Below are 12,236 nucleotides of genomic sequence, written 5' to 3'. Positions count from 1 at the left end.
CGGGGGAGAACACATGCCAGAGTCACCCGATCCGGTTCGCTCGGTTCCCAGTCGCTCCAGCGGCGCTCCCGCCTCGAACGTACGGGACCCGGGGTACGGCACCTCCGGCGATGGCGTTCGCGCGCGCCTCGTCGCCCATGACCCTCCGGAGTGTCCGGTGGTCGACGCCCTGCCGGACGGGACGGTCGCGACGGACGTTCGAGCGATCACGCTCGATGACGTCACGATCGAGCAGTTCCGAGTCGAGGGTCCGATCCCGTCCGACGGTTCCGCCCCGGCCGCTCCGGTTTTTGAGGTCGACGGCGCTCGCGTGTATCGACGCCAAGTCGAGCCGCGGGACGCGTGTCCGTATCGCACGATCGAGTCGCTCGGCTACCCGGTGGCCGACGCGACGGTTCGGACGAATCCGGATCGACTCCGTGTCACCGTTCATTTGCCCACCGTCGAGCCGCTCGGGGGCATCGTCGACGCCGTTGAGTCGACGGGTGCGACCGTCACGCTCGACCGCCTCACTCACTCCGGCGACCACGAGCGGGCGGACCCCGTCGTGGTCGACCGGAGACGGTTAACTGACCGACAGCGCGAGGTGTTGTGTGCGGCGTGGCGGCTCGGCTACTTCTCGTATCCGCGCGAGGCGAGCGCCGAGGAGGTGGCGGAGGCCGTGGGGATCGCCCGGTCGACGTTCGCCGAACACCTCGCGGCGGCCCAACGACGGATGATCGGCGTCGTTGTCGACGGTGGCACCGATGCGATCGGTCACGACGGCTGATCTCGGCTCTTCCCGACGGACGGGAGTGATCGCGGGGTTCAAGCGACCACGTCCCTCACCTCCGATATGTATCGGAGACGCTTCCTCGAGCGCGCCGGACTCGCCGGCGTGGGGATCGGGAGCGCCATCGCACTGTCCGGATGTGTCGACGAGTGGGACGGCGCGATCACCGGCGGTGGAGGCGGCGACGCGAACGCGACAGACGGAGACGGGGAGGACGACGGCTACGACGTCGGAATGACTGCTGACGGCTACGTCCCGGACGATCTCACCGTGACGGTCGGGGACACCGTCGTCTGGGAGAACACCAGTACGCGGATCCACACCGTCACGGCCTACGAAGGCGGCATCCCGGAGGACGCCGAGTACTTCGCTTCCGGCGGGTTCGACGACGAGGAGACCGCACGCGACGAGTGGCACGACGATTTCGGCGGAGACCTCCGGAACGGAGAGCAGTTCAGCCACACTTTCGATGTTCCGGGACGGTACGACTACGTCTGTATTCCCCACGAGTTCGGCGGGATGTACGCGACCGTGATCGTGGAGGAGCCGTGAGATGGGCGTCGAGACCTCGCCGTCGTCCGACCGCATGCTCCGCCGTCTCGCCGGCGTTCTTGCGGCGGCCGTCGCCGGGATCCACCTCTACTGGGCGCTGCCGGTCGCCGTCGATCAGCTCCGGTTCGGGATCCTCCACGACCCTCGGCCAGCGGCGTTTCTTCTCGCGACGATGGCGATGCTCATGGGCGTGCTGCTCGTCGTACAGGGGTTCGACCCGCTTCCCGTTTACGTCGGCGGGATCCTGTTGATGCTCGTTTTCCTCGTCGGCTACGCGGCGTGGCACACCGTCCTCGATCACGGCGCGTTCTGGCCCGGTCGCCCCGCACACGGCGGTCACTCGGAGTTGGGACCGATACGCTTGGTCGTCGTTCACCTCCAGGACGACTCGCTCGCGTTCGCCTCGAAGGTCGTGGAGGCCGCGCTTCTCGCCGTGCTCTCCGTGCTGACCGTCAGGGAACTGCGTGACCGATGAGACGTCGGCGTCCCGCCCGCGTCCCGTCCGTATCCGAACGACCGACGACGAAACCCATTAGCGCGCTCGCCCCCAAACCGAGGTGAACCACGCGATGGACCCCTCACTCCTGCTCGGAACGGACGTCCTCCTGTTTCTCGCCATCGGGCTGCTCGGCGGTGCCCACTGTATCGGGATGTGCGGCCCGCTCGTGACCGCGTACTCCGCGCGGATGAACGGCGGCGTAACAGATACGGGCGGGAGCGGGTCGACGGCCGGGAGTCGAACCGACGGGGGGACGGGCGCGGCAGCCGGAACCGACTCGACCGACCGTCGACGGAGTGGCCACCTCACCACCTACGAGGTTCGCCAACACGCCCTCTTCAATCTCGGACGGACCGCGAGCTACACGCTCATCGGTGCGCTGCTCGGCGCGATCGGCGGGGTCGTCCTCGTCGGGGCAGCAACGCTCACGGGCGCGGCAGGGACGGTCCGCGGAGTCGTCGGACTCGGCGTCGGCGCGGCGGTGATCCTCGTCGGGATCCGGTACGTCCTCGGCGGCGCGACGGGCGGCGTCCACCTCCCCGGACTTCAGCGGATCACCGGCTGGCTGACCGGTCACGTCGACCGGCTCGCGAACGGTCCGGGGATCGTCGGGCTCGGGGCCGTCCACGGACTGCTCCCATGTCCGATCCTCTACCCGGCGTACCTGTACGCGTTCGCGAGCGGCTCCGCCGTCAGCGGCGGGATCGCGCTCGCGGCGCTCGGCGTCGGAACGATGCCCGCCGTGTTCCTCTATGGTACCCTGATCGAGCGCGTCGATGCCGTCCATCGCCGGCGGGTCCACCGGCTGCTCGGCGTCGCGTTCGTCGTCCTCGGCTACGTCCTGTTCGCGCACGGGCTGATGGCGGTCGGCATTCATCTTCCCCACCCCGAGCTACCGTTCTGGAACCCGCTTGACGCGGGCGAACTCGTGGGACACGAGGTCGCGGGCGGCCACGGCGATCACGGAAGCCACGGCGACCACGGAGGCCACTAACCATGACCGACGATCGACCGTTTCCCGACTGTACGCTGTGTGACCTCCCGACGGAGGGCGTCGACGTCGTCGACGACGAGGGAAACCAGTTCTGCTGTACCGGCTGTCGTGGCGTCTACGATGCGCTCGGCGACGTCGACGTGGACGCCGAGACGGTTGCCGAGCGGCGGGACGGGTCGAACGCGGGCGACGGCAGCGCCGACTCCACCGACGCCGATGGGACCGACGACGCCCCCGAGATCCCCGCCGACCACGAGGCGACGTTTCTCGAAGTCGACGGCATGCACTGTGCGACCTGCGAGGCGTTCATCGAGACGGTCGCGACGCGAACGGAGGGAGTCAGCGCCGCGAGCGCCAGCTACGTCACCGACACGGTCCGGATCGACCACGACCCCGGTGCCGTCTCGACGGACGACCTCGCGGAAGCGGTGAGCGGGCTCGGCTACAGCGCATACTCCCGCGACGACGCCTTCTCGCGGCGGCAGGCGGACAACATGGCGACCGCACGGCTCGCGGTCGGCGTGCTCGTCGGGATGGCCGTCATGTTACAGTACATCGTGCTCATCTATCCGACCTACTTCGCGTTCCCCTTTTATGACGAGCGAACGCTGGAGTTCATCAACGAGGCGATGGCGTCGACGTCCGGAACGTACTTTTTCATCGTCATCGGGGTTTTGACGACGATCGTGCTGGCGGTCACCGGCAAGCCGATCCTCAGGGGCGCGTACGTGAGCGCGCGGACGCGGTCGCCGAACATGGACCTGCTCGTCGCCATCGCCGCCGTCAGCGCGTACCTCTACAGCACGCTGGCGGTCGCGCTGCTCGATGATCCCTCGATCTACTACGACGTGACGATCGCCATCATCGTGATCGTCACCGTCGGCACCCACTACGAGACCGCCATCAAACGCCGGGCGACGGAGCTCCTCTCCGATCTCACGGCCGTCCAAGTCGATACTGCCCGCCGGATGACCGGCGATGGGACCGAGAGCGTCGACATCGACGCGCTCGACTCGGGTGACCGACTGCTCGTGCGCGCGGGAGAGCGCGTCCCGGTCGACGGCGAGGCGGTCGACGGCGACGCCGCGGTCGACGAGTCCGTCGTCACCGGGGAGTCGCTCCCGGTCCGCAAGGAGCCGGGCGACGCCGTCGTCGGCGGTTCCGTCGTGGCCGACGGCTCGCTGACGATATCGGTCGGCCCGGACGCGACCTCCAGCCTCGATCGCGTCGCCGAGATGGTCTGGGACCTCCAGAGCGGGAACCACGGCGTCCAGAAGCTCGCGGACCGGCTCGCGACGGTGTTCGTCCCGCTCGTGTTGACGGTCGCGGTCGTCGTCGCGGCGGGCAACCTCGCGCTCGGGAACGGGGTCGCGACCGCGATGCTGGTCGCGCTCACGGTGCTCATCGTCTCGTGTCCGTGCGCGCTGGGGCTCGCGACCCCGCTCGCGGTCGCCGCCGGGATCCGGGACGCGCTCGAACGCGCGATCGTCGTCTTCGACGACACCGTCTTCGAGCGGATTCGCGACGCCGATACCGTCGTCTTCGACAAGACCGGAACGTTGACGACCGGCGAGATGCGCCTCCTCGACCGCGACGTCGACGACGACCTGCTGGGGCTCGCGTCCGCGCTCGAATCCAAGTCCGCCCACCCCGTGGGACGGGCCATCGCGACGGCGGCCGCCGAAAACGACGGCTCCCGCCCCGTCGCGGCGGACGGCGGAACCGTCACGGCGGGCGACGGCGACACCGCGACAACCGACCGAACCGGGACCGACGCGCAACCGGCCCCCACGGTCGACTCCTTCGAGAGCCACGCCCGCGGCGTCGCTGGCGTCGTCGACGGCGTCGAGGTGATCGTCGGCCATCCCGGCCTGTTCGACGAGCGCGGGTGGACGGTGCCGGATCGTCTCCGGGAGTCCGTCGCCGCCGCACGCGACGTGGGACGCGTTCCGGTCGCGCTTGGACGGGACGGGGCGGCCGAGGGACTCGTCGTGGTCGGCGACGAGTTGCGCGACGGATGGGAGGGAACGCTCTCGTCGCTCGCGGACTCCGGCGTCGAGGTGGTCGTCCTGACCGGCGACGACGAGCGCGCCTCGACCGTCTTCGCCGACCATCCCGCGGTGTCCCGAGTGTTCGCGGGCGTACCGCCGGAGGGGAAGGCGGAGACCGTCGAACGATTAAAAGGGCGCGGGCGGACCGTGATGGTCGGCGACGGCACCAACGACGCCCCGGCGCTCGCGGCCGCGGATCTGGGCGTCGCGCTCGGCGGGGGAACCGCGATGGCGGCCGACGCCGCGGACGTGGCCATCGTCGACGACGACCTCGACTCGGTCCGGACCGTCTTCGACCTCTCGCGGGCGGCCGGCCGGCGGGTAAAAGGGAACATCGCATGGGCGTTCTGTTACAACGCAATCGCCATCCCGCTCGCCGTGACCGGACTGCTCAACCCGCTCTTTGCCGCGGTCGCGATGGGGATCTCCAGTCTGCTCGTCGTGACGAACTCCTCGCGAGCGCTGCTCCCCCAAGAGTGAGGCCGCCGCGGGCGACGAGAAACCCACGATCGCATCAAATCGTCCGCGATCCATCCTGAACCCCGTGCTTCGACGATTTATATACCACCGGCCGACCGCAAGCGGTTTTCGGCTCGCTGCCGTACGGTCTCGTATGTCACAGGGAACCCGCAGCCCCGAGGCACCGCTCCACGACGGAATGCCGGCGCTGGGACTCGGCACGTGGGAGAACGACGATCCGGCACAGTGTACCGAATCGGTGACGACCGCGCTCGACGCGGGCTACCGCCACGTCGACACCGCACAGATCTATCGGAACGAGGCCGCGGTCGGCGAGGGGATCGCGGCCGCGGACGTCGACCGCGAGGACGTGTTCCTCGCCTCGAAGGTATGGATCGACCAACTCGCTCACGAGGACGTGATCGACTCGACCCGCGAAAGCCTCAATAAACTCGGCGTTGAGAGCGTCGATCTCATGTACGTCCACTGGCCGTCCGGGGCGTACGATCCCGCGGAGACGCTGCCCGCGTTCGCCGAGTTACGCGATCGGGGGTTGATCGACCGGATCGGCGTCTCGAACTTCGAGCCGGAGCATCTCGACGCCGCGACCGACGCCCTCGGCGAGACGCCCTTCGCGAACCAAGTGGAGATGCATCCGCTGCTCCGACAGGAGGAGCTGCGCGAATACGCCGACGACAACGACATCGAGCTCGTCGCCTACTCGCCGTTGGCCCGTGGGACGGTTCTCGACGACCCGACCGTCGGCGAGGTCGCGGAGAAACACGACGTCAGCGCGGCGCAGGTGAGTCTCGCGTGGCTCCGCGAGAAGGGCGTCACCGCGATCCCGAAAGCGACCGGCGAGGACCACATTCGCGACAACCTCGCGAGCCTCGAACTCGAACTGGACGACGAGAACGTGAACGCGATCGACACGCTCGGCCGCACCGACCGACAGCTGAACCCGGACTTCGGGCCGGACTGGGAGTAGCGCACGCTACCGGTCCGGCGACCGCGGTTCGCGGGCGCTCCGACGGGATCGACACCGGAGGGACGGAGCCAATTGATACGAACAAAACGAGGCCGGGTCGCGCGGAGAGTCCGACCGGCCGGTCGGTACCAACCGAACGCCGGAGTCCGATCAGACGTGTTCGGCGAGGAAGTCGACGATCTCGCGGTACGCCTCGATGCGGTTCTCCAGCTTCGAGAAGCCGTGCCCCTCGTCGTCGAAGATCAGCTTCCGGACGGGGACGCCCTGCTCGCGAGCCTTCTCGACTATCTGTTCGGCCTCGCCGACGGGCACCCGGGGGTCGTTCTCGCCGTGGAGGACGAACAGCGGCGACTCGATCGTTTCGATGTTGTTGATCGGCGAGACGGACTCCAGGAACTCGCGGTCGTCCGCGAGCGAGCCGTACTCGGCCTCGCGTAGCTCGCGCCGCCAGTCGCCGGTGTTCTCTAGGAACGTGACGAAGTTCGCGATGCCGACGATGTCGACGCCGGCGGCCCACAGTTCGGGGTACTCCGTCAGCGCGGCGAGCACCATGAACCCGCCGTACGACCCGCCCATCGCGACGATCCGGTCGGGGTCCACCTCCGGGTGGTCGTGGAGCCACTCGACGCCCGCGCGGACGTCGGCGACCGAGTCCATCCGGTTCTCGATGTCGTCGAGCCCGGAGTACGCCTTTCCGTATCCCGAGGAGCCACGGACGTTCGGCTCGAAGACCGCGTATCCGCCGTTTAACAGGTACTGTTTCACGGATCCGAAGGAGGGGCGTCTCTGTGACTCGGGTCCGCCGTGGATGTCGACGATGACCGGGTAGCCGTCCTCGGGCGTCTCGGTCTCGGGGACGGAGAAGAACGCGGGGATCTCACGCCCGTCGAAGGTCGGATAATGAACCAGCTCCGGCTCGATGAACGTCTCCCGCGGGATCCCCGCGGTCGAGGCGTTGGTCCAGCGTTCCGTCTCGCCCGTAGTCGCGTCGACGACGTACACGTTCGCGTTCGTGGTGCTTCCCGTCGCGGTGATCGCGAACCGGTCGCCGTCGGGGCCGAAGCTCACGCCGCCGGCGACGCCGTCGGGGAGGTCGGGTTCGGGGAACTCGTCGATCCGGTGTGGCGAGACCAGCTCGCCGACCGTGAGTTCCGTGTAGCCGTCGACGTTCCGCGAGTAGACGATCCGCCGGGACTCCTCGTGGATCGCGACGCCGTCGACGTTCCACCCGTCCGTGCCCGCCTTCGCGCTCGCGGCACCGCCCGACGCCTCCGCACCGTCGGAGTCACTCCCCCCGTCCTCGGTGTGCTCTCCGCCCCCGGCGACGACGGTGAACTCGTCCGTCGAGAGGTCGAGCCGTTCCAGCCGGAGCGTGTCGCTCTCGCGGTCGGTGACGAGATAGAGCGACTCGCCATCCGGGCCCCACTCCGGGCTGCTGTATCGAACGTCGCCATCGTGGGGCGTGTGGTGGGTTAGATCGCTCGATTCCACGTCGAGCGTGTACACGTCGTGGTCGAACGAGGAGTGTGCCTCGTGGACGATCAGTCGGTCGTCGCTCGGCGACCAGCCGGCGACGGAGAGCCAGCCGTCGCCCTCGTGGACGAGTTCGGCGTCGTCACCCGTCTCGTCGCGTCCCTGTACGTACACGTCGAACACCGACTCGTCGCGGCGGTTGGAGGCGAACGCGAACCGGTCACCCTCCCCGTCCCAACCGCCCCACCGGTGTTTCGCCTCCGGTCGGTCGGTAAGGTCCGTGATCCGCCCGGACTCGAAGTCGAGCCGGTACAACTGGGCGCGTTCGTTACCGCCCTCGTCCATGCCGAAGACGGCCTCGGAGTACTCCGGCGAGGAGTCGACGAAGGTGACGCGTTCCTCGAAGAAGGTGTGTTGTTCGGGCCACTCCAGCGGTCCGTCGACCGACCAGACCTGCGAGGTGCCGGTCGTGTCGAGCAGAAACGAGAGTCGGCCGCCGGGGCCGAGGTCCGCGCCCCCGGCGCTTCGGACGTTGAGGTAGCGTTCGATGTCGTATCGGTGCATACCGACCGGTTCCGTCGCCGGTGTGAAACCGTTTCGGGTGAGCGAACCGGGTTTCGGCGAACTTGGCGGGCCCCGGCGACCGGCTACTCGTTCCGCCGTCGATGCCGTGTCTTTTTATTCGGTCCGGGCGTCCCGTCGGCGTATGCGCGTCGCGTTCGTCTCGCTTTTCACGCCCGAACACGGCACCACGCCGGCCAGAGCGCGAACGCGGCGAGTCGCCCGTGGGCTGGCCGAACGCGGCCACGACGTGATCTGGTTGTGTGCCCGCTGGTGGGGCGGCGACGTCGAGCGGTTCGAGTCGGACGGATTCACCTACCGCGCGGTCGTCCCCGACCCGTCACCGACCGCCTTCGTCGCGCGGCTCCCGACGGCACTCCGGCGGGCCGATCCCGCCGTCGTCCACGCGGTCAACAGCCCGCCGACGCCGACGCTGGCGGCCACGGTCGCCCGGCGGCTCCGCGGCCCGCCGGTGCTCGTCGACTGGTGGCGGGACCACCCGGCGGACTCCCGGCGCGGGTACCGCCTGCTCGCGCGCGACGCCGACGCGATCACAACCCCATCGCGGACGACGAAGACGCGAGTCCGTGAGCACGGCGCGACGGGCGATGCGGTCCGAGTCGTCCCCGAGAGCATCGACACGGAACTCATCGCGGACGCGGCGATCGACGACCGGTTTGACGCCGTCTACTCCCGGCGGCTAGACCGACACGCGAACGTCGAGACGTTCCTGCTCGCGCTCGCGGAGATCCGCGGACGCGACTGGACCGCGGCCGTGATCGGCGACGGCCCGGAGCGCGAGCGGATCGAGTCGACCGCGCGCGACCTCCGGATCGCTGACCGCGTCGAGTTCCTCGGGAACCTGCCGCTCGACGAGCGCGTCCCGATATTTAAGGGAACCCACGCCTTCGCGCAGACGGCGACGTGGGAGACGTTCGCGTCCGAACTCCTCCTCGCGCTCGCGTGCGGCTGTGTCGGACTCGTCGAGTACCAAGCGGATTCGAGCGCTCACGAACTCGTCGAGGGGCGCACGCGGGGGCGACTCGTCACGAGCCCCGCGGAGCTCGCCGACGAACTCGTCGCGGTCGGCGAGCTCGACCGCCGGACCACTGAGCCGGAGTTCGACTCGTACGACCACGACGCGGTGCTCGACCGATACGTGGACCTGTATACCGAACTCGCGGGGAAGTGAGACGACAAAAAGGGACCCGCAACCGGTTCGTTACGGCTCGTCCTGCGTGATCGTCCCGCCGTACTTCATGAAGACGAAGGCCAGTCCGAGCGTGCTACACATCGCGATGAACGTCGCGATGCCGAGGGCACGAGCCCCCTGTGGGACGAACACGGCCCCCGCCGCGTCGCCACCGACGTCGACGGTCTCGATGTCGTCCCCGACCGCGAGCCCCGCGTGCATCCCGGTACCGTCGTGGGGGGCACAGACGTAGTGGGTGATCCCCTCGTCCTCCTCGGTCGCCTCGTGCTCGTAGGTGTATCCCGCCTCGTCGACGGGCGTTCCGCTGTCCAGATCGGCCGGTCCCTCGACGGTTTCGACGTTGTGGCCGCCGCCCTCGCCGGTCCACTCCCACGTGATCGTCGTACCCGGATCGACCCACAACAGCGTCGGATCGAACGCGAGCCCCTGATCGCCGGCACCGACCATCACCGTGACCTCGTCCTGCCCGCGAGCGTCCTCGTACGTGCCGAGGTTCCCTTCGGCTCCCCCGGGCCAGTCGGGTTCGACGTCGCCGCCGCCGTTGTCCTCGTCTTCGTCCTCCTGTCCCGCGGCCGTCCCCGACGCGGCCGCGGCCGCGCTGGCGGTCGCCGCCGCGCCGCCGGCGGTCCGCATGAACCTACGCCGAGAGACGTCGTCCGTGCTCATAGCCGCCGGTTCGTGATGCCCGATAGTGAATATGTTGGTTCGGTTCCTGTGGATTGCCGTGCGTCGATCGATATAGAGTGCGTCGTGAGCGATATCGGGAGTGGGTGTTGCAGATCCATGACTGTGATCAAGTACTTAAATAGGCGTGAGCGACGGCGATGATTATTTATAAAACCTGGTGCGGTGGCGCGCCCCGGTGAGCGGCCCGCAGGGCCGCGAGCCGCGAGGGACCGAGGGTCCCTCTGGCAGCCGGCGCTACGCGCCGGCGACGACGGTGCGAGGGACGCGGCGAGCGCTGACAAGCGCGAGCCGCGAGGCTGGGGAGGCGTGAGGTGCGGTTGCTGTGCGGGGCGGGGCGGGACTCAAAGGGGCAGTCGCTGCGGGCGGTGCAGGCGATGTAAGCACCGCAGGGAGCGAGTGAAACGAGCGACTGAGGAGCGCAGCGAGCGTGCGCCGCCCGCAGCGGCTGGGGCTTTGGAGGCCTTCATCGCGGAGTCGTCGATCGTTTATAAATGACCGACAGCAACACTACTCGACCTTTTATAAACAACAGATCAACCGTACTGATACACCCACTCCCGACATCACGTTCGGATCCGGTCCAGATCGGTCAAAAAGGCCCGGAGACTCTCGCGAGTCACGTGCGGCATGTGGACCACGCGCGCCTCGCCCGCGCCGGTTCGGGAGAGCCGCCAGCCGTCCGCTCTGAGGGCCTCAAAAGTCGAATCCGAGATGTCGAATGCGACGATCGGCAGATCTGGTTCGACAACGTCGTAGCCGCGGTCGGTGAGTTCGCCCGCGAGCCAGTCGGCGTCCGCCGCCGCGCGCTCGGCGGCCTCACGATAGCCGTCCGGCCACAGCGCCTCGATTGCGGCGACCGCGCCAGCGACCCCCGCACCGCTCCGGGTACCGTTCAGCGTCGCCTGTGATCGGCTTTCCAGATACGGGGTTTCGACCGCGAGCGCGTCCATCGCTGCCGGGTCGCGAGCGAGTAGGCCACCTCCCGGAACGACCCCGCGCCCGCACTTGTGGGGGTCGATCGTTAGCGTGTCAACCGGCGCGTCCGCAAACGACCAGTCGTGGTCGGTGAACGGGAGGAGAAACCCACCCCACGCCGCATCGACGTGGAGGAGCGCGCCCGCATCGTGGGCGATCCGCCCCAGCTCGGGGATCGGATCCACGCGGCCGTACTCCGTCGTCCCCGCGACGCCGACCACGAGCGCGGTCGCCTCGTCGACCGCGGCCTCGACGGCGGCCAAGTCGGCGCGGTGGTCGTCGTCAGTGGGAACGGTCCGGAGGTCGACATCGAGCACCTCGGCGGCTTTATAAACGGAGAAGTGGACGCTCTCCGGCGCGACAACGTTCACGTCAGCGTCCGGATGCCGGTTCCGCGCCGACCGCACCGCCTGTAGATTTGCTTCGGTCCCGCCGCCGGCGACGTATCCGGATGCCTCGGTCGGCGACGGGTGTTCTGCCACCGTCGCGAGCAGTCCGACGGCGCGCTCTTCGAGGTCCGCGACCGCTTCGTACGTCCCCGGATCGCCGGGATTCGTCGCGAGGAAGCGCTCGGCGGCGTCGCGGGCCGCCGGGTGCGGCTCCGTACACATCGAGGAGAGCACCCGGTCGAACGACTGCGGCTCGGGGGTCTGCATTCGCATCTCATTCATCATGCCGACGTTTTACCCGTTCCGCTCTCTGGCGTAGCCGTTGAACAGAACTGGCGTGGTGAAAAAAGCTATTTAGGTGGGGCATCGGGTTGCGGTCACGCATGGGAGTACTCGATGCGTTCGGATCGTTAGCCAGTGCACTGCTCGCAGGCGTGGTTATGCTCGCGTTCGCCATTTTGAGCCTGTTCGTTACCGTCGTCGTCGTTGATGTCGCCGCGGGGATTGGTCGCCTAAACCCGGACGACAGCTACGTCGTCCTCGGCGCGACGATCCTCGCGTCGGCCGCCATCATTGCTGGCGGCGTTGGCTTCGCCGTGCCGGAAGGAGAGACCTAAGGAATC

General features: G+C 68.5%; 11 protein-coding genes. 8 read left to right on the top strand and 3 right to left on the bottom strand.

Going from position 1 to position 12,236, the window contains the following annotated elements:
• The first annotated feature begins 13 nt into the window (after window positions 1-13).
• From J2751_RS01700 to J2751_RS01675, 6 genes are all read left to right on the top strand, one after another.
• Window positions 14-769: a helix-turn-helix domain-containing protein gene (locus J2751_RS01700; RefSeq protein WP_209482739.1), complete on the top strand. Its 756-nt coding sequence runs from the start codon at window positions 14-16 to the stop codon at window positions 767-769.
• A gap of 66 nt (window positions 770-835) precedes the next feature.
• Window positions 836-1,324 (top strand): cupredoxin domain-containing protein, encoded by a 489-nt coding sequence (locus J2751_RS01695; RefSeq protein WP_209482738.1) that lies wholly within the window; start codon window positions 836-838, stop codon window positions 1,322-1,324.
• A 1-nt stretch (window position 1,325) separates the two neighbouring features.
• Window positions 1,326-1,799 carry a hypothetical protein gene (locus J2751_RS01690; protein ID WP_209482737.1) on the top strand — a complete coding sequence of 158 codons (474 nt, stop codon included), beginning with the start codon at window positions 1,326-1,328 and terminating at the stop codon, window positions 1,797-1,799.
• A gap of 94 nt (window positions 1,800-1,893) precedes the next feature.
• Window positions 1,894-2,817, top strand: coding sequence for a sulfite exporter TauE/SafE family protein (locus J2751_RS01685; protein ID WP_209482736.1), 924 nt, complete (start codon window positions 1,894-1,896; stop codon window positions 2,815-2,817).
• A gap of 2 nt (window positions 2,818-2,819) precedes the next feature.
• Complete coding sequence (locus tag J2751_RS01680; protein ID WP_209482735.1) at window positions 2,820-5,348, top strand: heavy metal translocating P-type ATPase; 2,529 nt, start codon at window positions 2,820-2,822, stop codon at window positions 5,346-5,348.
• Between the two features lie 178 nt (window positions 5,349-5,526).
• Complete coding sequence (locus tag J2751_RS01675; protein WP_209482880.1) at window positions 5,527-6,315, top strand: aldo/keto reductase; 789 nt, start codon at window positions 5,527-5,529, stop codon at window positions 6,313-6,315.
• 150 nt (window positions 6,316-6,465) lie between these two features.
• Here the strand turns inward: J2751_RS01675 and J2751_RS01670 are convergent, their stop codons facing one another.
• Window positions 6,466-8,352 carry a S9 family peptidase gene (locus J2751_RS01670; protein WP_209482734.1) on the bottom strand — a complete coding sequence of 629 codons (1,887 nt, stop codon included), beginning with the start codon at window positions 8,350-8,352 and terminating at the stop codon, window positions 6,466-6,468.
• Between the two features lie 142 nt (window positions 8,353-8,494).
• On the opposite strand from J2751_RS01670, the gene J2751_RS01665 reads away from it, so the two are divergent.
• On the top strand, window positions 8,495-9,541 hold the full coding sequence (locus tag J2751_RS01665; protein ID WP_209482733.1) for a glycosyltransferase: 1,047 nt from the start codon (window positions 8,495-8,497) through the stop codon (window positions 9,539-9,541).
• Window positions 9,542-9,571: 30 nt separating this feature from the next.
• Here J2751_RS01665 and J2751_RS01660 read toward each other — a convergent pair whose 3' ends face one another.
• Together J2751_RS01660 and mfnA are read right to left on the bottom strand one after the other, a co-directional pair.
• Window positions 9,572-10,228: a halocyanin domain-containing protein gene (locus J2751_RS01660; RefSeq protein WP_209482732.1), complete on the bottom strand. Its 657-nt coding sequence runs from the start codon at window positions 10,226-10,228 to the stop codon at window positions 9,572-9,574.
• A 584-nt stretch (window positions 10,229-10,812) separates the two neighbouring features.
• Complete coding sequence (gene mfnA / locus J2751_RS01655; RefSeq protein WP_209482731.1) at window positions 10,813-11,886, bottom strand: tyrosine decarboxylase MfnA; 1,074 nt, start codon at window positions 11,884-11,886, stop codon at window positions 10,813-10,815.
• 110 nt (window positions 11,887-11,996) lie between these two features.
• Here mfnA and J2751_RS01650 point away from each other — a divergent pair, with 110 nt between their 5' ends.
• Complete coding sequence (locus tag J2751_RS01650; protein WP_209482730.1) at window positions 11,997-12,230, top strand: hypothetical protein; 234 nt, start codon at window positions 11,997-11,999, stop codon at window positions 12,228-12,230.
• Window positions 12,231-12,236 lie beyond the last annotated feature (6 nt).

It is taken from the genome of Halorubrum alkaliphilum (genome assembly GCF_017873815.1).
GTDB lineage: Archaea > Halobacteriota > Halobacteria > Halobacteriales > Haloferacaceae > Halorubrum > Halorubrum alkaliphilum.
Note: the sequence above shows the minus strand (reverse complement) of the source record. Positions and strands in the feature narration are given on the sequence as shown.